Source organism: Enterococcus sp. S22(2020), from assembly GCF_020295385.1.
GTDB classification, from domain to species: domain Bacteria; phylum Bacillota; class Bacilli; order Lactobacillales; family Enterococcaceae; genus Enterococcus_L; species Enterococcus_L dunnyi.
In genome coordinates, this window is record NZ_JACFUD010000009.1 from 99,191 (window position 1) to 121,679 (window position 22,489).

A 22,489-nucleotide genomic window follows, 5' to 3' on the forward strand; every position below is an offset into this window, starting at 1 on the left:
GACACAAATGGCACGAATAATTTCTGTAGCGAATCAAAAAGGCGGAGTTGGTAAGACGACGACCACTGTGAATCTGGGTGCTAGTTTGGCCTATTATGGGAAAAAAGTCTTACTGATCGATATCGATGCTCAGGGAAATGCAACGAGTGGGATTGGTGTACGTAAACCAGATGTTGCCACAGACGTTTATGATGTATTAGTAAACGAAGAACCGATCAAAGACGTGATCCAACAAACGTCTAGAGAGAATCTAGACATCGTTCCAGCGACGATCCAGCTTGCAGGAGCAGAAATCGAGCTAACGTCAATGATGGCTCGGGAAACGAGACTAAAAGCAGCGATTGCAGAGGTCAGTGATCATTATGATTTTATTTTGATCGATTGCCCGCCTTCATTAGGTCACCTGACGATCAATGCTTTCACAGCGAGCGATTCGATTTTGATTCCTGTACAATGTGAGTATTATGCGTTAGAGGGATTGAGCCAGCTATTGAATACGATTCGCTTGGTCCAAAAACATTTTAATCCTGATTTGCGTATAGAAGGCGTATTGTTGACGATGTATGATGCTAGAACAAATCTTGGTGCAGAAGTCGTTGAAGAAGTTCGTAAGTATTTCCGTGAAAAAGTTTACGATACGATCATTCCTCGTAATGTTCGTTTATCAGAAGCACCAAGTCATGGCCTGTCGATTATTGATTATGACCCTCGTTCACGTGGTGCCGAAGTGTACCAAGCACTAGCAAAGGAAGTGTTGGATAATGAGTAAAGGAAAAGGTTTAGGAAGAGGTATTGATGCATTGTTTCAAGATTTCGCCAGCTTAGAGGATGTCGATGTACAAAAAGAAGAAGTCATTGAGATCCCGCTAAACGAATTACGGCCAAATCCCTACCAGCCAAGAAAAACATTTGACGAAGCTTCCTTACAAGAGTTGGCAAATTCGATCCAACAATCTGGGGTTTTTCAGCCGATCATCGTCAGAAAATCAGCAGTTAAAGGGTATGAGATCATTGCAGGTGAAAGACGTTTTCGTGCATCAAAATTAGCAGAAAAAGAAACGATTCCTGCAATCGTTCGTGAATTTGATGAAGAAGCAATGATGCAAGTTGCTGTTTTAGAGAATCTGCAGCGTGAAGATCTAAACCCATTAGAAGAAGCAGAAGCTTACGATATGTTGATGAAAAATTTAAAATTGACACAAGTTGAAGTAGCGGAGCGTTTAGGGAAGAGCCGTCCCTATATTGCAAACTACCTACGTTTATTAACGTTGCCTGCACCAGTGAAAGAACTGGTTCAAAGTGAAACTCTTTCAATGGGACAAGCAAGAACATTATTGGGATTGAAAGATAAAGATCAGATAATGACTTTAGCTAAAAGAGTGGTCGAAGAAAATCTAACGGTTCGACAATTAGAACAAATCGTCAATGATTTAAATGAAAACCAAGGCAAAAAAATAATCAAAAAAGATAAAAAACTCCAAAAAGAAAAACCATACTACATTCGTGAAAGTGAAGATCGCTTGATGGATAAATTCGGTACGACGGTTGCTATTCAAGAAAAAGAAGGCAAAGGAAAAATCGAAATCGAGTATCTTTCACAATCAGATTTAGCAAGAATTTTGGATATCTTAGAAATTCATTTTGATGAAGAATAAAGGATCAATAAAAAAGAGAGTGACATAAAACTACTTAGTTTTATGTCACTCTCTTTTTATAATATATTTCTTGAAAAAGTATTATGTATATATCAATTTATAAATAATCGATATAAAATCCAGTTTATTTATAAATAACAAATTTTTTCTTGTTCTTATATAAAATAAGAAAAATTTATAATTGTTTAAATTAAACTATATTGTAGTTCTTATAAATAGATACTGTATTAATTGCTTACGTTTCAAGTATACAATAACTAATTTAGGCGTGTCAATGAGGAATAAAAAAATAACAATATATTTAATTAAATGATATTCATCGATAGATTATATGTTTTAATCATAATGATTGTACTATTTAAGTGGCAACTAGTAATCCTAGAATAGTATAAGACAAGACAGCTTATAGTAAGGGATCGTTATTTTCAAATAAACAATAATTAATATTAAAATCCCTTATTTTTATTCGCCGTCAAATAAACCGTCAAATAAATAGAGTTAAGTTATTAAAGTCAAAAATGATTAGAAAAGTGTATGAAGCACTTTTTTTATTTTCAATCATCAACATGGATTTATTTATTTTATTAAAATGCTCTTTTTTTAAATATTAAACTTATTACTATATTTAAATTGACCGTCATCTAGCCGTCATCAGTTTTTTAAAAGTGCTGAATTCCAAGTAATAATACTCCTTTTTTCTTATTTTATATAAGAATAGGAAATTCCTATAATTCAATTTTTGCAGTTTATAGTGATCTATGTATAGGCTTGCCAGCAAGGTTGGTTGAATTTTCTCTAAGGAATTTTTTTAACATGAATGGTTGGTATTTTACTATATACAAAATTATGAGGGGGACTTTCTATTATGAGGAAAAAAATTATTATATTGACCGACACACTTAGCGCTAACGGATTATTACAAAATAGTTTGTTGAATATGGATTATGAAATTATGGTTTCAAAAGATATATTGACTCGGCCAAAAGATAAAGAGTTTTATTTTTTACAAAATTTCGATCTGATTATTTATCAGCAATCTATGTATAGTGGATTAAAAGAATCATTTTTGGATAACTTAGTACTGCTTAATAAGCCGATTGTTGTTTTGACTTTTGAATCGGAACAGGCGAATGAATCCAAATATGCTGATAATGCGGAGGTAACTTTTGTTCGTTATCCGATCTCCGTTACGGATTTAGCTAGTAAGTTGGCAGAAATTTTTGAAGAAACAGCAGTGCGTGCAGGGCAAACCAATCAAGAAAGAACGATAGATGTTTTTTCAGGTAATGAGAGTATGTCGCAGCATTCATCATCATTTTCAGCTGTAGCGAAAATGAAAAAGACACACACATTCCAGCTTAAAGACCGGACATTGATCATTGATAACTGGCTGATTCCATTAACTAAGAAGGAGCATCAAGTTTTAGAACACTTTATCAAATCTGATCAACGAGTCTTTTCAAGTCAGGCATTATGCGAAGCGATTTGGACAAATGCGAAGCAAAAAAATAAACAAGCGTTATTAAGTAATTTGATCAACCGTATCAAACAAAAAATAATGGAAAAAACCTCTATTTTTGAACCATTCATTTTAAATAAAAAAGGAATTGGTTATTACCTAAATCAAGATTTTACACTTTTGAATGACCAGCATGACGAAAAAATAAAAGAATTACTGACAGGCGCATTGTAAGAAATAGGAAGTAAGAAGGGGAGCGATATAGTTGGCTATGTTTAAGAAAAAAAAACAAAAATATGATGATGACTATGAAGAATACTATGATGATTATGAAGAATATGATGATTATGACGAGTACGATGATGATGATTTCGAAGAGGAAGAATACGAACCTCCTAAGAAGAGTCGTCCAGAAGCATCAAATAAGAGAGAGCGTTTAGAAAGTTCTATGAGAAAGCAGGAACAAGAATTAAAAGAAGAGCAGGCCGCCATAGTTGAACATTTAACGAATGAGAATCAGCAATTCCAAAAGGAAGTTCAGCGTCAAAAGACAATGGCAGAACGCCTAAAAGCGGAAGTAGAAAATAAGCAGCAGGAGATCGATCAGCTGACCTTACGATTGACTAGCTCGTCCCAATCTAAAGACAGAGTGCATGCGCTTGAAGATCAACTAAGACAGGCAGAAGATGCAAGGGTACAAGCAGAAGAACAACTATTAGAAGAACGTGCTAATAACAGCGAACTTGAAAGGCAATTACGTCAACAGGATTCAATGAAGACTCAGATTGCAGAAGTTTTGATGGAAGCAAAAGAAAAAGCACAGCAAATTATCGAGCGGGCAACAATTGAAGCTGATAGAACAGTTGAAGCAGCAAGACATGAGACTAAGAAAGCTGTTTCAGAAGCTTCGATCGAGTTGAAAAAGATCAATCAAGAGGCTGCAAACTATCATACTCGTATCCTTCGTCTTCAAAGTGAAACAAGTGTGCTGATGGAAGATCTACTGAATAAATCAGAACGCTTAGCTGATCAGTCGCTAGAGTAAGGGAAGGAGATTAAGAAGTGGTTTATCAAAATATTATAGTTGATATTTATCAAGCTGCTTCTCCGGCAGTAGGCGAGCGTCTTTTTGACGATGATATGTTGCGGGATATTTATTATATCTGTGAAGAGATTTTTCAAAAAAGAAATCTAGGAATTCCCTACCCTAAAGAGGAAGTAGAAGAATATTTTGAGGAATTCCATACAATTATTTCTTTTTTCAAACATGTTGAGATCACGTTGGATTTTGTGGATCTTGATTGGTCGGCATTGTTGGACGAGCTTATTCATACATTTCCTCAGATTGCCTGGATAGGAGGATCGAAGGAAAAGGAAGACAATCGAGTCATTTACTACATTGATTTTGTTCCTATTGCATATCGTGAAGTGGACTTTCCTTTCATGGTCAACTTACTGCAGTCTTTAGAACAGCAGCTATTAGTTGAAAGTGATGACGTATTAGAGCTGTTTATCGAAGAGATCGAACGATTAGTGTCTAAATTTGTCAAACCGCTTCAAACTGTTGAAATTGATTCCAAACCTAAACCTAAGTCTAAGCCAAAAGTAGAGGGTGTAAAAAATAATATAAAAGAGGCCAATATAAATTACGTCCTAAAAATGGAAGAAGCAGTAAGTAGGGAACGTTATGCAAAAGAGCGCATGCGTTTGGCAAACCAAAAGTTAGAAGTCGTTATTGATCAGATGGAGAGACAAAATTTATCCAGAGCAATCAAAGAACTAAGTAAGTCTAACAATAATGAAAATGAAGACTGGGATCAAATCCTGAAAATCGATTTAAGGGAATATTCAAAGTTGATGCAAAAAGCTAAGTTTTTAGAGCAGTCATGGATGATGAATAAGGAACTGGTCACAAAATCAGAAAAGATGACAATATCTGATAATCGGTTGACGTATGAAAGGGAACAAGTTCGTAGTTTTAAAGATTCCGTTTCAGCGAATGAAATCTATTTGATTCTAGACGAATGCAAAATGATTGAGTCACGTGTGAAGATCAAGAAAAAATCTTGGTTTAGACAACCCCATGTCCGAATCATGAGAATGGATTATGATAGTATTTTAAATAAAGCAGCTTATTTTGACCTTATTCAGGGAGAAAACTTTCTATTAGAGCAAATCATCCTGAATGAGGAGCCGCATACGGATATAGAGTAAAAATAGAGTGGGAATAGTCGGCTTTTCCCATTCGTAGTACATAGTTTATTAAATGTTTGCTAGCGATATAAGTCAGTGTATCGAAAAGATTATAGTGACTGTAAAAAAATTTTCTGTTGAAGAAGCAGAGGCCTTTACGCATCAGTTCTTCTTTACTACAGGGAATTCAATCCGCTGTATAAGGGGTTTAAATAAATGTCAATTAAACAAAAGAAAATTCGTGTGCTCATCCTGAAGATCAGTTTTTTTCTAGGTATTTGTTTTACTATATTGTCAGTTGAAACCAGCTTTGCGGTGTCTGTCAAACCGATTTTACCGAAAAATCAATCTGATACTGGGGTGACCTACTATGATCTGAGAATGAACCCGGGGCAGGAGCAGGAGTTAAAATTGGAAGTGTCCAATCCCTCTGATATAGAACAGGAAATAACAATAGAGCTCAATGATGCAACAACGAATTTATCAGGAGAAATAGACTATTCTGATCGTTCAGGTCAAGTATCAAGAGATAAAAGTTTAGTTGTTTCCTTCAAAGATATTGCTCAAGTAGAGCCTAGGGCGATAGTTCCAGCTCATGAAAAAAGAATAATAATCGTTCAGCTAAAAATGCCTCCAGAGCAGTTTGACGGTATGATTTTAGGCGGGATCAAAATCAGTTCAATTGATTCGACCCAGTCTCAACTGAATGATCAAAGTAGAAAAAAATCCTATATTGTCGCTGTAAAACTAACTGAAACAGATGAACCTGTTATGGCGAATTTAAATTTGTTGCGGGTACTTCCGAAAAAAGTTGATGGAAGACAAACGATACAGGCAGCAGTCCAAAACGATCAGGCAATAAATGTAGAAGAGCTTGAATATACAGCAACAATTACTGAAGAAGGTTCTGATCATATTTTGTATCAAGTGGTGCAATCCAATTATCGAATGGCCCCTAATTCAAGCACAACTTTTATTATAGCGGATGAGAATGACGCTTTGACGTCTGCGGGAAGATACTCGCTTCGGTTGACAGTCAAATCTAAAGACACAGGTCAAGAATGGAAATGGAATAAGGGGTTTGAGTTAGCTAAAGAAACCGAAAACTATCAGAAAAATTCTAAACATCTGATGATTTATATAGTGATTTGTTCTATTACGCTGGCTTTTTTGCTTATTGTTTTAATAGCGCTGATACTTCTAAGGAAAAGAAGACAGAGGCAATATGAAGCAGAGCTGTATCAGAAGAAAAAAAAGCGAAAGCGTCGAAAAAAAAGTCAACAAAATAAAAAAAGAAATCCTGAAAATAAACAACAAAAAATAAAGAAAAATAGAAGACGGTAAGCACCAGCGGCTCTGCGAGGATAGCATTAGAGTAAATCAGACTAGAGCGCTATACAGGATTATCTATAAGGGATGATAGCGTGAAATTAGATTGGCAGCATAACAATTCGAGGAGTTTGAGGACATGAACGAGACGGGGCAAAATCTCCAAAGACATGGGAAAAAAATCATCAAAAAGTACATTCTTCATCAAAAAGTAAATCCAAGACTTCTAGGAGTAGAAATATATAATAAAAAGCTAAAAACATCGCATGAGGCTTATCTTTCTTGCAAATTAGTTTTTAAGAAAGATATCGACTCATTGATGGAACTGGAACAAATAGCAATGAAAGTCCAAAAGACTTGGGTAGAAGAAAATGATGAGCTAATCATTAAGAGGATCAATATTTTTACGTCGCCAGCTTATATTGTTTTGACTTTTACGATCGGCTTCTTTGAATCTGAGCATGTGAGACAGCTCCCATTTTTTAGAAGTTGTGTACAAGAATTGATTGAATCATATAAAGTAGTGCTAGAACAAGAGCGAGAGACTGAATATAAGAGAAAAGAAGAAAAAATATATAACGTATTAGAAAAGTTCAATCAGCTAACCGAAAAAATGGAAGCTATAGAATATAGGCTTGAAAAAAATGAAGAGATTGTGCTGGATTCTGGCGAATTACTAAAAAATGAACTGACTAAAGTAAGTCAAACATTGAAAGAACAAATACAACCTAATGACTATACGATGTCTTCTAAGACTCTTACATTGGAGAAATCAGTATCTAAACATAAAGAGCTCCAATCTGAAATTGGAGAGATAACGCCACTAAAAGAAACAGAAAAAGATAAGAGTGTATCTCAAATTAGCCGCCACTATACTTTAGTTCGTTCAAATCAACATTCTAAAAAAAGAGTATTAAAAAAGCAATTAAAGGTTCAAGGAGTGTCAGAGAACAAGGAGCGTGAAAGTGAACCAGTACTGCTCGAACGAACTGTTCGTCCAAAATATATCTCTAAAAATGAGCAGGAAGTCATAAAGTATTTTGAAAACAATGTGCCCTCAAATAAAAGAAAAATGGTACCAAAAAAACAATTTTTAGATTTAAAGATGAAAGTTGAATTTATAGATTATGTGTGGATGTTACTGGAGTTAGAGGGCGAAGATGAGATCATGATCGCTAATGAAATAAGTTGTAGAAAGCTCATAGAAGAATTAGGTCCATTCATGGAAAGAGTCGATAAAATTGCAGGGAGTCTCTCGATTTTTAATTATTGGGTATACTGCCCACAAGAAGTATTGATCAAGTTAGAAGGATACGCAGCATTGAAAGAGTTACTGAGTAGCTCTTTAAAAAGGATCAATGATAAGGCATTAGTTAATAATATAAAAAAGTAATCTCTTGGTGTGAATACAAACGGGAGATGCGTGGAAAAAATAATCGTTTCTATAGCAAAAAAATCTTGAATGCTACTTCCAAAAATTCTTATTTCTATCAAAAAAATTGAAACTAAAAAAAAGTCAAATTAATTCATAATTAGTTAATAAAAACAAACGTATTGTAATTGTTTGGAGTTTGGGGATAGGAAATGGATAAAGGAGATCGTCAAATAACATTTTTTGATAATAAAATGACATATTTTTTCGCGATTTGTAGTGATTTCATTTTCTTGAATTAACAAATTTAACTTTAGAAAGGATCTTAGTTATGGCAAGAAGAGGAGAGAACATCTATAAGAGAAAAGATGGCCGTTGGGAAGGCCGATACATAAAAGGTAGACGAGAGAATGGAAAGATTTATTACGGGTATATTTATGGGTACAAATATGCCGAAGTTAAACAGCAATTGATATTGATGAAATATGAAAAGCAGACAACTAATCATAAGAGCTTGCGTCAGTACGATGGTCAATTACTTGATTGGACAAATTATTGGTTGGAAACATTTGTACAGCCAAAGGTCAAAGGAAGTACATATGCCAGCTATAAAAATAAAATGGAAGTCCATATCTTATCAAGAATAGGCACCATCAAATTACAAAAAATAACACAATCAGATATTGAAAAATTACTTAATGACATGAGAAAAACGCTGAAAGCCAGCTCTATCAGGTCTATTTTTTCTGTGTTTAAAACATGTATCAGCAAGGCAGTTTCATTAAATTTGCTTACAGATAATCCGTGTAGAGGTATCGAATTGCCTAAATCTGAAAGAAAAACAGTTCAAGCACTATCGGTTACAGATCAGAATAGACTAATTAAAGAAGTCGATACAAATCAAAAGTTCTTCTCTATCATTTTAGCATTGCAAACAGGTTTGAGGATTGGGGAGATCTGCGGATTGAAATGGGAAGATATTGACTTTGAGAATAATACTTTGGGAGTGAATCGAACAATATTGAGGATTCCGAAAAATGATGCAGACGTAAGAAAGACTGAGATTGTCGAAATAACACCTAAAAGTCAAAATTCTTCTCGAAGAATTCCTATTTCCGATTCATTGAGAGCAAAATTATTGGAACTTCATAAAGTTTCCACTAGTGATTACGTTATCTCTCATAAACATAAGGCATTAGAACCGCGTACAGTCGCTTATCGCTTTCAAGTTGTACGTAAAAAAATTGGACTGGAAAAGTTTTCTTTCCATTCTTTGCGACACACATTTGCCACTCGTTGTTTGGAAGCGGGCGGAAATATTGCTACTATCAGCTCTTTATTAGGGCACTCGTCAACAAAAATGACACTAGATTGCTATACGAACTCATTTTTATCAGAAGAACGTCAATTGGTAGAAAAGCTTAAATTTGTTAGTTAGTATGATGAATCAGACCATAGAAAAGTTAAGGTATTATGCCGCGAGTGCTGGCTCAATCACTTGAAAGCTATAATAGTTGCTAGATGCCATTTGCTTTTCGGTTTATAAAAATCAAATCTCAGGCTGAAATACTTCAGTCCCAGCCTTTTGATTTTCTGTCGTTAGCAATGGGAGGAATAGATTTTATAGAGTAATTCAGCAAGATCATTCTTATCCATTTTTTCATTATAATTGGTGATGAAGAAAAAATGACGTCCTTGTTTTTTGAGAGCTGGCCAGTCGATATTACTGATTACAAGATCGTAAGACTTATCGGTCACAAGTGGTTCAGCTTGAGCAAAGGTTGTTAATTCAGCATAATTAATCCACCACTCAGTAAATTGTTTTTTAAACAATAGATTACCTTCAATAAATACGCCAACAGTTACTTTAGCTTTGATCCATTCTTCATAAAGATTCAGGGTATAAGCGTATTTTAAAATTAAAAAACGAGTATTGGATTCACTTTCAAAAAGTGTAGGGTATTTTATTTTCATATAATCAATAAATGCATAAATAACGGTAAAACGATGATTCTCTTCATGACTAGAAAGGTGTGACTCCCAGTAGTAGTTGATGTGACCTTTAAAAATCAAGTGACGGTAGGCAATCGAACTGAGATGGTAATTAAGCATAGAACGATGTTGTTTAGTCAGTCGAGTATCTGGATAAGCATGCTCCATAAAATCTAAAAATTCATTATTTAAGGTTAGGATGAAAAGATTACTCTTTTTTTCAATAGTATCCAGTTCTTTTAAGCAATATGAGTGAGTTGGAATGATTTCTTCTCCTAGTAGAAAGAGGATCAGTAGGATGGTTTCGTCAGGGAGCATCTTAAAAGAATAGTAAACTAAAAAGGATGTCAGAACTTTGTCGATTTTTCTAAAAAGAGTAGAGGTTTTTAGTATACGGATAAAACGTTTTTGATTGTGATATCCAGTTTTATTGCTAAAAAATGGGTATTGATCGTTATAGTCTGAGATTCCTTTTTGTGCATTCCTTCTCTTTAATAAACTTAGGTAAATAATTAGTTTTCTTTTGGAAAGAAAGGATAAAGGAGAACCAAGAATCGTTTGAATTTTATTTACCGTATCGTAGATCCTAGGATCGATATCATGGATTTTTAACGGTTGTTTCAAATCAGTGATAAGAAGTAAAGAAATGTAAAAAAAACGAATCTGTAATTCTGATCCTAAAAGATAGCCATTTTGGATAGATAAGTCAAACTCTTTCAATAGATTGTTTAACTCGGTTATCTTTCGAAAATAAGTTGAATGACTGATCCCGATTTTTTCACATAAAGGGATAGGATCAATGGTTCCACAAAATAACAGTTTTTTTAAGATTTGATATTTTGGTGCATGTGTGATCAGTTTGTTAAATAAAGTATGTATCGAATATTCTGGTTTTGTTTGAAATCGAACCGTATGTTTTATAACATCAATTGAAAAGCCGTTATTGGAATTTCTTGCATGAGTTATTAAGTTTTCAAGTAATTTTGACAAAAGATAGTCTCCGATTTTTAGATGTGTCAACAGCTCTTTTTTTGTTGCAGATCCCCCGCTATTGATTATGTACGTAAGTAAATCAATTTGATAGGCCTCCATTTTTTCTAATAAATCAAATTTTTCCACAATAAAACTCCTTTTTATACCAACTAAGAACAAATATTTTTGAAAAATTATAAAAAATGTTATATTTTGATTATTTTTTTATCATTATCCAATATAAATAGATAAAGTTCAATCCTGTTTTGTCTAATATCTTCATTCGTTTTGAATTTGATTATTTGATCGATCTCCTAATAAGGATATTTCCAGTTGCTGCTTTTCCTTTTTAAGATTCGGATTTTTTTGATTTATATAGTAGAGATAGAGTATAATGAGTGATGTTGTGCAAAAAGAAACTATTGAGAAAAAACATTTTGCTAGTGATTCAAAAAAATGTTATTGTTAGCTTAGGAAATTGTGTCTTTTTGACTATCAAGCGTTCAATGTAGGAGGTATTTTAAGAACATGTATGATCTTGGGGATATCGTTGAAATGAAAAAGCCACATGCTTGTCAGGCGAATCGTTGGGAGATCATCCGAATGGGCGCCGACATTAAAATAAAATGTACGAACTGCGGTCATATCGTTATGATGACACGTCGGGATTTTGAAAAGAAAATGAAGAAAATTTTGGAAAAAAATGATAAAGGATAGTGAATGATCAATGGCATTAACAGCTGGAATCGTGGGTTTGCCTAACGTAGGGAAATCAACTCTTTTTAACGCAATCACAAAAGCAGGAGCAGAAGCGGCAAATTATCCGTTTGCGACGATCGACCCAAACGTTGGGATGGTGGAAGTACCAGATGATCGCCTGTTGCGGTTAACAGAATTAGTAAAGCCTAAAAAAACTGTACCAACTACTTTTGAGTTTACAGATATCGCTGGTATCGTAAAAGGTGCAAGTAAAGGTGAAGGATTGGGCAATCAATTTTTAAGTCATATTCGTCAAGTAGATGCAATTTGTCATGTTGTTCGTTGTTTTGATGATGACAATATCACTCACGTTGAAGGACGTGTTGATCCGCTGGCAGATATCGATACAATCAATCTAGAGTTAGTTTTAGCGGATTTGGATTCTATCAATAAACGTTACACACGTGTGGCTAAAATAGCAAAAACAAAGGATAAAGATGCGGTTGCTGAATTGGCTGTACTAGATAAGCTTAAACCAGTATTAGAAGAAGGTTTGTCTGCACGGACGATCGATTTTACTGAAGACGAACAAAAAATCGTTAAAAGTCTATTTTTATTAACTGCAAAACCGATTCTATATGTTGCGAATGTATCAGAAGATGAGGTTTCAGATTCAGATAACAATCCGTATGTTCAACAAGTTCGGACTTTTGCAGCTAATGAGAATGCAGAAGTGATTGTGGTTTGTGCACGAGCAGAAGAAGAGATCGCTGAATTAGATGATGAAGATAAAGCAGAATTTTTGGAAGCTCTAGGTATTGAAGAATCAGGCTTGGATCAGTTGATTCGTGCAGCCTATGATTTGTTAGGCTTGGCAACCTACTTTACTGCAGGTGAACAAGAAGTTCGTGCATGGACATTCCGTAAAGGAATCAAAGCACCTCAGGCAGCCGGAATCATTCATACCGATTTTGAACGCGGATTTATTCGTGCCGAAACGGTTTCATTTGATGATTTAAATACGTATGGCAACATGCAGGCTGCAAAAGAAGCTGGTAAAGTCCGCTTAGAAGGAAAAGAATATATTGTGCAAGATGGCGATGTTATGCTTTTCCGTTTCAATGTATAGGAAAAATTTGTAAAAAACTGTTTTTCTCCCTAAAAAGTGTGTTAGAATACTTTTTAGGTAAAGACTGCCCTGTTTTTCATGGGCGAGGAGGACGCAAAAAATGGAATCAGAAGCACTTCGAGAGATTGTTTCAGAAAATCGTGAGCTTGAACAAAAATTGACCAAAAGAAATGAACAGTACATTTTTGATTTAAAGAAGTCATTAGTAGCTGCCAACCTTTCTGAAGAAGCACAAACGCTAGCTTTGCATGAGATTTTACCACACTTGGTAGAAGGTCAAAAAAGCGGTAAAACTGCACGTCAACTGTTCGGTACTGTATCTGAACGTACGGAGGCTATTTTAAATAAACCAGAAGAATTGCCAGAGTCAACTCCTGCATTGATGTGGCTGGATAATACGTTGCTGCTATTTGGCGTGATGACGTTGATGTTTTCGATCATGATGATGTGGTCTAAAGGCAAAACACAACCTTTAGGATTGTTGACACTTGTTTTAGCTTCAATGGCAGGCGGGTATGTATTTTATCTTACATACAAATACATTTATCAGTACGACCGCCCGGGAGTAGACAAATCAAAACGTCCTGGTTGGTTTAAGACTGGTTTGATTTTAGTGGGTTCAATGTTGCTGTGGATAGTAGTATTTGCAGGTTCTGCAATGTTGCCGCCAGTAATTAACCCTATCTTAGATCCAGTGATCGTGATCGTTATTGGTGGATTGGCATTGATCGTACGTCACTTCTTAAAGAAAAAGTACAACATGCGCAGTAGTTTGGCGCGTTGATTCAGCAGAATAATCAACCTTTTGCATATGAAAGAACCAAAAATGAAACTAAGCTTAGTTTTGTTTTTGGTTCTTTTTTATATCGAAAGATAATAATATTTGAAAGAGATGGCTTGTCGAAGTATCTTATAAAGTAGAATACAATTTAAGAAAGGGCGAATGGATGAGAGAATGGATTTGTAAACGAAGTCGATGGCTGATTTTTTTAAGTTTTCTTTTGTTAAGTTTTTTATCTCTGTATATTGTCTACTTTCAAAATGGACATATTTTGATTGGAGACGACTATCATTTTCATCAAAATAGGATCGAAGGCCTGGCACAGTCTTTAGCACATGGTATTTGGCTTCCTAAGATCAGTTACTTTTTTATTGGTGGTTATGGATATGCTTCAAGTTTGTTTTATCCGGATTTTTACTTATATATACCTGCTCTGTTAAGAGTAGCTGGTTTTTCGCTGGCGACAAGCTTTTTGTTCTTTGCGACAATGATCAATTTAGGAACGTTTGGGATAACGTATCTGTCTGGGCGAATCATGGGATTACCTAAGTTGAAGAGTTATCTGTTTTCGTTATTATATACTTTATCGATCTATCGATTACAGGACTTCTTTAATCGTCAGGCGATCGGTGAGTTATTGGCAATGGGCTTTTTTCCTTTAGTGTTAGCCAGTCTAAGCTTGTTAAAAGCTGGTAAGGTGCAAAATTGGTGGTTGTTGACGATCGCAATGACGGGAATCGGGTTAGCACATTTTATATCATTGGAGATCGTTAGTATTTTTATTGGTTTATATGTCCTTTTAAATGCGCGTCGTTTTGTTAAAAAGCAAACACTCACAGCACTTTTGAAAGCAACAATCGTAACGATTTTGCTGCTAGCCTTCTACTTAGTTCCTGTTTTTGAACAAATGAGTCGAATTACTTTTCAAGTGACAGCCAACCCACTCACGTTGATTTCAGATAGGAGCTATGCGTTGGGAGAACTTTTAGCAAATAGTTTTGAAAATCGGGTGTTTCATGCTTCCTCAGCGAATATTGGACTTATTCTTTTGGTGGGGCTATTGGTAAATGGCGTAATGTTGTTTAAGCAAAAAAACGTGGATCGTGACTTGCTCTTCCTTTCTTTTTTATTTATGCTTATGACAACTAATTTATTTCCTTGGCAGTTATTTGATCAGACTCCGTTGAATACTATTCAATTTCCTTGGCGTTTTTTATCCATAGTGACACTACTGTCGGCTTATTTGATTGCCAATGACTACAATAAGATCTTGAAAAAGATTCCGTATGGACAAGTTATTTTGATCCTTTTCATATTACTAGGCGTGGTGATTTATGAGTGGGAGAGTATCGATACTGAAGGGAAGCGGATTGTATCGCATCAAAGCTATGACCAAACCAACAGTTACTATATCGGTGCTGGGCACGAATATTTACCAAAAGAAGTAAATTATCAAAAGTTGTTAAAAAATAAAAAAAGAGAAATTAGCTATGATCCAGAAGTTATGACTATAAAAAAAAGTGAGTTATCTTTTGCTTCAGTAAGTTTTGATTATCAAGTCGTTCAGTCAAAGCCAGCGATCGTTACGCTTCCTTTTATCTATTATTATGGGTATCAGGCGAAGGTGGTCGAAGATGGGAAGGTGAAAGAAATACCTGCCGTTTTAAATGAACAAAATGGGTATGTTGCTCTGTCATTATCAGGAAAAGGTAAAGTGACTGTTTCTTATGAAACGACTTGGGCACAAAAGATTTCATTAAGTATTTCACTGATCACTCTTGCGCTACTTTTCTCAGTAAAAGTGATACCATACATTTCAAAAAAATTCTAAAGAAATAACTATAGTTATGATTTGTTTAAGATGATAAAACGATGAGTGTTATCTCATGTTTTGTGAAAGCGAAAGAAAATTTCTGTAAACAAAGAAATGCGGTTGACTTCACCATTATTATCTGTTATTTTCTTATATAAAATTAAATAGAGGAGTGGTCTGGGAAATGTCTAACTGGGAAACAAAATTCGCGAAAAAAGGTCTTACATTTGATGATGTATTATTGATTCCGGCAGAAAGTCACGTATTGCCAAATGAAGTAGATATGAGTGTGCAGCTAGCGAAAAATATCAAATTGAATATTCCTCTAATCAGTGCAAGTATGGATACAGTCACAGATAGTAAAATGGCGATTTCAATGGCGCGCCAAGGTGGACTAGGTGTTATCCATAAAAATATGAGTATTGCACAGCAAGCAGATGAAGTGCGCAAAGTAAAACGTTCTGAGAGCGGAGTAATCATTGATCCATTTTTCTTAACACCGACGAATTTAGTAGCAGATGCTGAAAATCTGATGAGTAAATACCGCATTAGTGGTGTGCCTATCGTTGAAACAATGGAAAATCGTAAACTGGTTGGGATCATCACTAACCGTGATATGCGCTTTGTGACAGACTATCAAATGAAGATCGAAGAAGTCATGACGAAAGACAATTTAGTGACAGCCCCAGTTGGTACTTCTCTAAAAGATGCCGAAAAAATCTTACAAAAACATAAGATCGAAAAATTACCGATCGTTGATGAAAATAATCGTTTAAGCGGTTTGATCACGATCAAAGATATTGAAAAGGTGATTGAATTTCCGAATGCAGCCAAAGATGAACATGGTCGTCTTTTAGTCGCAGCAGCTGTAGGTGTAACGAGTGATACATTTGAGCGTGCAGAAGCTTTACTTGAAGCTGGTGCAGATGCGATCATCATTGATACTGCACACGGCCATAGTGCAGGAGTGATCCGTAAGATCAAAGAAATTCGTGACACTTTCCCAGAAGCGACATTGATCGCTGGGAATATTGCTACAGCAGAAGGTGCTAAAGCTCTTTATGATGTAGGTGTTGATGTTGTAAAAGTCGGGATCGGACCTGGTTCGATCTGTACAACACGTGTTGTAGCAGGTGTTGGTGTACCTCAATTGACAGCTATCTATGATGCAGCTTCTGTAGCTCGTAAATATGGCAAAGCAATCATTGCGGATGGGGGAATCAAGTACTCAGGTGATATCGTCAAAGCTTTAGCAGCAGGCGGACATGCGGTAATGTTAGGAAGTATGTTAGCTGGAACAGATGAATCTCCTGGTGAATTCGAAATTTATCAAGGCCGTCGTTTCAAAACATACCGCGGTATGGGTTCATTAGGTGCAATGGAAAAAGGATCAAGTGATCGTTACTTCCAAGGCGGCGTGAATGAAGCGAATAAATTAGTACCTGAAGGTATTGAAGGTCGTGTTGCTTACAAAGGCAGCGTAGCAGATATTGTCTTCCAGCTGATCGGTGGGCTAAAATCAGGTATGGGTTATGTTGGAGCTGCTGATTTGAAACAATTGCGAGAAGAAGCACAATTCATTCAAATGAGTGGAAACGGACTAAAAGAATCTCATCCACATGATGTTCAAATCACAAAAGAAGCACCAAACTACTCTGTAGAACAATAGTATATATAATAAAAACACCGTCCATTGGACGGTGTTTTTTATTGTACAGGTCGTTCATCGTTAGATCCATAATACATATGCAGAGGTTTAGCCTTATTTCCTAACAATTGTTTAGATGGGATAATTTCATATCCTTCTGCACGTAAACGGTCAATCACGATTGGTACGGCATCCACTGTTTCTGGATAAATATCATGCATCAAAATGATGGCATCATTGTATTCTGTATCATGTATGCGTTGAATGATTTTATCAATACTGTGACTTTGCCAATCTTGTGAATCAACTGACCATTGGATGATAGGCTTATTGATGATCGCTGCTGTTTCAGAATTTACAGCGCCATATGGAGGTCTAAAATCAGTAGGAAGTTTACCGATTGCCTGATAAATGACCTTATCTGTATTTTGAACTTCTGTTTTGACACGCTCTGTATCGATCGTTGTCAGCTGAGGATGTGAATATGAATGGCTAGCTACTTCATGACCTTCATCATCCGCTCGTTTGACGATTGCTTCATTTTTCACCACATTTTGCCCTAACATGAAAAAGGTTGCTTTCACGCCTTTTTCTTTTAAGATATCTAAAAGTTTGGGAGTTGTTTTTGGGTTTGGTCCATCGTCAAATGTAAGTGAAATGTACTTTTTGTTTGGATCTAAAGGCGTAGCGAAAGCATCATTGATGGAAGCTGGATCGATAAACTCTGGGTTAACGTACTCAGCGATTTCTCTATATGCCAACGAGACTTCTTTTGATCCTGTTGCATTGTCAGGCAAATGAAAACTGATTTTATCGGGCCGATAAGTGAAGTGTGTGTCCGTTAAGGACATATTCGGCATCGATAAAACAGTATCGATAACCTTAGTCCCATCAGAGCTATCATCTAGTAATTTTTGTTTAATGACCTGTTGGACAGCTAATAAATTTGCTTCACTTGTAAAAAGATCGGTCAGTGTCAATTCCTGATTATTTTTCTGATTCACAAAATCTGAAGTAGCACAAAGCTCTTTCTTTTCAGACCAGGTCCTGTTTTTCTCATCCCAACTATAAATAGTCAATAGAGGTTGGTAATTTTTTAATTGCGCGGTTACGTTGGACATAGTCATTTGTCCGACAATTTTAATAGGCTGTTGATTAGAATGTTTTCTTTTTACTGTATCGATCATTGTTGTTAGTTCGTTTTTCAGTGTTGAAAAACGAGGGATAGAATCCTTTTGGACCGGATCGTAAAGCAACGTTTCAATGTTGTTCGTTACTTCTGTATGCTCGGTACTTGCTAGTGCAGCTTCTTTTTGATCTTGCCGAATCTTTTCTAAAAGCAAGGCTTCTTTTTTGTTAAAGTCGCTGTCGTGTTCTTTCGTCGTTTCTTTGGCTGTCGAACGAGACTGATGAATGTGAGTGATATAAACACCGCCTCCAACTAAAAGAAGCGTGCTGGCAAATAGAGAAAGAAGGGCTATTTTTTTAGGCATATGTTGCTTTCGTCGCGCACGCCTACTATTGCGGGTACTATGTGAGTAGCTGTTTTTGTCCATGTGTAATGCTTCCCTTATGTGATAGATTTATTTTCTTGCGATAAATCAAATGTAACATGCAGGATTTCTACTTTCAACAGGCTGCTGCTCAACTTAAGAATTTTTTTGTTCTTTTATTTGATCAATTTTAAGTTACCCATATATGGAACTAAAACTTCAGGTATTGTTACTGAACCATCTTCGTTTTGATAATTTTCTAGTATAGCAGCAACAGTACGACCGACAGCTAATCCTGATCCATTTAGTGTATGGGCATATTGAACTTTATCATTTTCATCCCGATAACGAATCATGGCACGGCGTGCTTGGAAATCTTCGCAGTTTGAGCAAGAGCTGATTTCGCGATAGGCATTTTGAGCTGGGATCCAAACTTCTAAATCATAGGTCTTAGCAGCTGAAAAGCCCATATCTCCAGTAGCAAGAGCCATTACACGGTAAGGTAAGTTCAATTTTTGTAGAATATCTTCCGCATTTGCTGTCATTTTTTCTAGTTCTTCATAAGAATGCTCCGCATCACTGAATTTTACCATTTCCACTTTATTAAACTGGTGTAAACGAATTAGTCCACGGGTATCGCGACCGGCGCTTCCTGCTTCAGAACGAAAAGAAGGACTTAATGCTGTAAAGTAAATAGGTAAATCTTTTCCATCTAAAATTTCATTATTATAATAGTTTGTTAAAGGGACTTCTGCCGTTGGAATCAGAGTCATATCAGTATCTTCTAATTGGAAAACATCTTCTTTAAACTTAGGAAATTGTCCTGTTCCAAACATTGAGTTGCTATTAACGATATAAGGTGTCATCATTTCAGTATAACCATGATCATATACATGCATATCCAGCATGAAATTATATAATGCACGTTCTAAACGAGCACCTAAACCCTTATAGTAAACAAAACGGCTGCCGGCAACTTTTGCTCCACGTTCAAAATCAAGAATATCCAAGTTCTCAGCAACATCCCAGTGAGGTTTTGGTTCAAAAGCAAAGCTTCTAGGCTCGCTCCAGCGACGAACTTCTACGTTATCCTCTTCATCCGCACCTACAGGCACACTACTATGAGGCAGATTTGGCAAAGTAGTAGAAATTTCCTGTAGCTTAGTATCGATTTCTTCAATTTCAGTATCCAAGGCTTTGATATTGCCGCCAACTTCTTTCATTTCAGCGATTTTAGCTGTTGCATCTTCTTTGTTGCGTTTTAATTGTGCGATTTCAGCTGAAACATCATTCCGATATTTTTTTAATTCTTCTGCCTTTACTAATAAATTTCTGCGGCTTTCATCTAATCGTAAAAATTCTACCAATATTTCTTCTTTTACTCCGCGGGTTTTCAATTTTGCCTGCACATCATCAAAGTTTTGACGAATCATTTTTACATCTAACATAATTACTCCTCCTTAATATAAAAGCATAGCGGGCTTGTCCAGTCTCGGCAGAAAAATAGATCAAGGTGTTTTGACCTTATGTTATCTTTTTCTCCGAAAGGTTAGCTCATGAAACTAGGTAACTCAGTGGTAAAATAAAAAGCCACTTCATCCCCAGAAAAAAATTCTTGGGACGAAATGACTTGAATTTCGCGGTACCACCCAAGTTCAGCTATAAAGCTGCCCTTGTAAAGCAGATAACGGCTGCTGCCGATTTGACTTATTTCGCCAAATGCAATCATTAGAGACGGACTTCTCTATAGAAGAATATTTGCTCTCACCACCGCAAACTCTCTTGAATTCTAAACTATAAATACTTTTTCTCTTTGCTTGTCATTAGAATACAAAATTTTCATTTGAATGTCAACCTCATTAGAGAGCTGTCAGTTTCTCTTTAAGGGCAAATGGATAATAAAGGAAGTCCATTTATTATCGGACGTTGCATAAATATAGCCGCCATGTAGTGCAATGATGCTTTGCGCGATGGCTAGTCCCAAACCAGTGCCGCCAGTTTCTTGTGAACGAGATTCCTCTACGCGGTAGAAACGATCGAATAATTGATCTAGTGACTTTTTAGGAATAGGGGGACCATCATTTCTAACAGCAATAACAGCTTCAGTACCAACTTTCTCAACATCAATGACGATATTTTTGCCGCCTTTGCCATATTTCAACGCATTCGATAATAAGTTATTAAAGACACGAACAAGTTTTTCGGTATCTCCGTCCATTTTAATAGAAGCGGGATTTGCATTCACTTGAATCGTCATATTATTTTTATCCGCTTCAAGCTCAAAGTCAGCAGCAAGCTGTTCGATCAACTGTGCCATATCGAAATTGATTGTATTGATCGGTACGGATGGCTGGCGAACTTTCGTATATTCAAAAAGATCATCGACGAGTAGCTTCATTTGTTTGGCTTTTACGTATGCGGTATGTGTATATTTCAGTAAATCCTCTTCGCTATGAAATTGTCGATCTTCGATCAAACCTAAATAACCTATAATAGAAGTAAGCGGTGTTCGAATATCATGACTGACATTTGTAATCAATTCATCTTTTGATTTTTCTATTTTACGTTCATCTTCAATTGCTGCGACAGTACTATCTACTAAACCATTGATACTACTTACCACTTTCGATAAATCACCACTCAGCTCAAACGGAATCCGATGATCATAATTTCCATCTGCAATATAATGCAGCTCACTGATGATATGACGAAGCTGCATTTGACGATAACGGCGGATCAAGCGCCAATACAAAACAGCAACATCCACTATAAAGAAAAGCGGGATGACAAATTTGCTTAAACTCCAGAATAGATCGGTGTTTAGTTCTTTAGCAAATGCACCTTTTGTAGTCCAAATAATTCCTTGTAGCGATTGACTGCCGCTGAGTAGGACAGTAATTGAGACATTTAATAGAAGCAACAGGATAATAGTGACGATTCCTTCCGCTAATAATTCACTGATTTCCTTTGATGTTAAGGTAATTCTTTTTTGCTTTTCGATTTTCTTTTGTCTAACGAGCATCGATCTTATATCCAACTCCCCAAACTGTTTGAATGACTTTTTCTCCACCAGTTGCCTCTTCGATCTTATCTCTCAAATGACTAACGTGAACCATTACTGTTTTAGCTGAAACAATGCTTTCTTGCTGCCACACACGCTCAAAAATTTCATCTGCACTAAATACACGGTTAGGGTGACTAGCTAATAAGTAAAGAATACCAAATTCTAGTGCAGTTAGTTGGATTTCTTTGTCATCAACTGTTTTGACTTCATGAGAGTCTCTGTTGATGATCAATGAGCCGACTTCTAGTATATCTGGCTCATCTGCTTTTTGCTGCATCTGACTACGACGTAAAATCGATTTAACGCGAGCCATTACTTCCAATGGATTGAAAGGTTTTGTAACATAATCATCTGCGCCGGCAACTAAGCCTTTGATCTTATCCATGTCTGTTGTTTTTGCTGTCAACATGATGATCGGGATTTGCGATTCCTTTCTCAATTCTTTCACTACCTGCATGCCGTCCATGATCGGCATCATGATATCTAAAATCAACAAATCAATATCAGATATCGTTCTAATCTTCGATAAAGCCTCTTTTCCATCATAAGCTTTGACCACTTCATAGCCTTCATTATGGATATAAATACTCAATAGTTCTACGATCTCTTTATCATCATCAGCAACCAAAATTTTCATATTATTATTTCCTCCATACTATATAGTAGAAATCTTCTCTTATATTCTAACAAAAAATAAAGAAAATTGACAAAAACAAGAAGAAGTTACGGGAAATTTAGAATCCGTTACTAAAATTTAATAAATTGAGTGAAAACAGACGTATTTTATGCTAAAAACGAACGATAAAGAATAAAAGGAATAAAACAATCGGTAACGAAAAAAACTTCAAAAAAAATGCAATTTTTGATTGACCTGCGCGCCGAAACTTGGT

At 35.8% G+C, this 22,489-nt stretch carries 18 protein-coding genes and 1 other annotated feature; of the genes, 13 read left to right on the top strand and 5 right to left on the bottom strand.

Annotation, left to right across the window (positions count from 1 at the left end; all coding sequences use genetic code 11):
* Positions 1 to 7 precede the first annotated feature (7 nt).
* The 8 genes from H3T55_RS15970 to H3T55_RS16005 all read left to right on the top strand — a co-directional run bounded on the left by H3T55_RS15970 (position 8) and on the right by H3T55_RS16005 (position 9,446).
* Positions 8 to 769: a ParA family protein gene (locus tag H3T55_RS15970; protein WP_087641589.1), complete on the top strand. Its 762-nt coding sequence runs from the start codon at positions 8 to 10 to the stop codon at positions 767 to 769.
* Positions 762 to 1,655, top strand: a complete 894-nt coding sequence (locus tag H3T55_RS15975) for a ParB/RepB/Spo0J family partition protein (RefSeq protein WP_087641588.1) — start codon at positions 762 to 764, stop codon at positions 1,653 to 1,655. Before H3T55_RS15970 ends, H3T55_RS15975 begins: the two co-directional genes overlap by 8 nt.
* 865 nt (positions 1,656 to 2,520) lie before the next feature.
* Positions 2,521 to 3,348, top strand: coding sequence for a helix-turn-helix domain-containing protein (locus H3T55_RS15980; RefSeq protein ID WP_087641587.1), 828 nt, complete (start codon positions 2,521 to 2,523; stop codon positions 3,346 to 3,348).
* 37 nt (positions 3,349 to 3,385) lie between these two features.
* Positions 3,386 to 4,159 (top strand): hypothetical protein, encoded by a 774-nt coding sequence (locus tag H3T55_RS15985; RefSeq protein WP_225535137.1) that lies wholly within the window; start codon positions 3,386 to 3,388, stop codon positions 4,157 to 4,159.
* 17 nt (positions 4,160 to 4,176) lie between these two features.
* Positions 4,177 to 5,328 carry a hypothetical protein gene (locus H3T55_RS15990; protein WP_225535126.1) on the top strand — a complete coding sequence of 384 codons (1,152 nt, stop codon included), beginning with the start codon at positions 4,177 to 4,179 and terminating at the stop codon, positions 5,326 to 5,328.
* A 195-nt stretch (positions 5,329 to 5,523) separates the two neighbouring features.
* Positions 5,524 to 6,651: a DUF916 and DUF3324 domain-containing protein gene (locus H3T55_RS15995; RefSeq protein ID WP_225535127.1), complete on the top strand. Its 1,128-nt coding sequence runs from the start codon at positions 5,524 to 5,526 to the stop codon at positions 6,649 to 6,651.
* Between the two features lie 124 nt (positions 6,652 to 6,775).
* Positions 6,776 to 8,029, top strand: a complete 1,254-nt coding sequence (locus tag H3T55_RS16000; RefSeq protein ID WP_225535128.1) for a hypothetical protein — start codon at positions 6,776 to 6,778, stop codon at positions 8,027 to 8,029.
* A gap of 310 nt (positions 8,030 to 8,339) precedes the next feature.
* A complete protein-coding gene (locus H3T55_RS16005) occupies positions 8,340 to 9,446 on the top strand; it encodes a tyrosine-type recombinase/integrase (protein WP_225535129.1) in 1,107 nt (368 codons plus the stop codon).
* 161 nt (positions 9,447 to 9,607) lie between these two features.
* Here the strand turns inward: H3T55_RS16005 and H3T55_RS16010 are convergent, their stop codons facing one another.
* Positions 9,608 to 11,119, bottom strand: coding sequence for a helix-turn-helix domain-containing protein (locus tag H3T55_RS16010; protein WP_225535130.1), 1,512 nt, complete (start codon positions 11,117 to 11,119; stop codon positions 9,608 to 9,610).
* Between the two features lie 381 nt (positions 11,120 to 11,500).
* Here H3T55_RS16010 and H3T55_RS16015 point away from each other — a divergent pair, with 381 nt between their 5' ends.
* From H3T55_RS16015 to guaB, 5 genes are all read left to right on the top strand, one after another.
* Positions 11,501 to 11,689 carry a DUF951 domain-containing protein gene (locus H3T55_RS16015; RefSeq protein WP_087641580.1) on the top strand — a complete coding sequence of 63 codons (189 nt, stop codon included), beginning with the start codon at positions 11,501 to 11,503 and terminating at the stop codon, positions 11,687 to 11,689.
* Positions 11,690 to 11,699: 10 nt separating this feature from the next.
* Entirely contained in the window at positions 11,700 to 12,800 is a 1,101-nt protein-coding gene (ychF, locus tag H3T55_RS16020) for a redox-regulated ATPase YchF (RefSeq protein ID WP_087641579.1), read from the top strand.
* Positions 12,801 to 12,900: 100 nt separating this feature from the next.
* Positions 12,901 to 13,584: a DUF1129 domain-containing protein gene (locus H3T55_RS16025; protein WP_087641578.1), complete on the top strand. Its 684-nt coding sequence runs from the start codon at positions 12,901 to 12,903 to the stop codon at positions 13,582 to 13,584.
* 217 nt (positions 13,585 to 13,801) lie between these two features.
* Complete coding sequence (locus tag H3T55_RS16030) at positions 13,802 to 15,412, top strand: 6-pyruvoyl-tetrahydropterin synthase-related protein (protein WP_225550247.1); 1,611 nt, start codon at positions 13,802 to 13,804, stop codon at positions 15,410 to 15,412.
* A gap of 166 nt (positions 15,413 to 15,578) precedes the next feature.
* On the top strand, positions 15,579 to 17,063 hold the full coding sequence (guaB, locus tag H3T55_RS16035) for an IMP dehydrogenase (RefSeq protein ID WP_225535132.1): 1,485 nt from the start codon (positions 15,579 to 15,581) through the stop codon (positions 17,061 to 17,063).
* Positions 17,064 to 17,101: 38 nt separating this feature from the next.
* Here guaB and H3T55_RS16040 read toward each other — a convergent pair whose 3' ends face one another.
* The 4 genes from H3T55_RS16040 to H3T55_RS16055 form a co-directional block, all read right to left on the bottom strand.
* Positions 17,102 to 18,598 carry a polysaccharide deacetylase family protein gene (locus H3T55_RS16040; protein WP_225535133.1) on the bottom strand — a complete coding sequence of 499 codons (1,497 nt, stop codon included), beginning with the start codon at positions 18,596 to 18,598 and terminating at the stop codon, positions 17,102 to 17,104.
* Positions 18,599 to 18,711: 113 nt separating this feature from the next.
* The gene (serS, locus tag H3T55_RS16045; RefSeq protein WP_225535134.1) at positions 18,712 to 19,983 is read right to left on the bottom strand and encodes a serine--tRNA ligase; all 1,272 of its coding nucleotides are present in this window, start codon (positions 19,981 to 19,983) and stop codon (positions 18,712 to 18,714) included.
* A 165-nt stretch (positions 19,984 to 20,148) separates the two neighbouring features.
* Positions 20,149 to 20,361, bottom strand: a binding site (T-box leader).
* Positions 20,362 to 20,405: 44 nt separating this feature from the next.
* On the bottom strand, positions 20,406 to 21,557 hold the full coding sequence (locus H3T55_RS16050) for a sensor histidine kinase (RefSeq protein ID WP_225535135.1): 1,152 nt from the start codon (positions 21,555 to 21,557) through the stop codon (positions 20,406 to 20,408).
* Positions 21,547 to 22,236: a response regulator transcription factor gene (locus tag H3T55_RS16055; protein WP_087641571.1), complete on the bottom strand. Its 690-nt coding sequence runs from the start codon at positions 22,234 to 22,236 to the stop codon at positions 21,547 to 21,549. The genes H3T55_RS16050 and H3T55_RS16055 overlap by 11 nt, the downstream gene beginning before the upstream one ends.
* Positions 22,237 to 22,489: the final 253 nt, after the last annotated feature.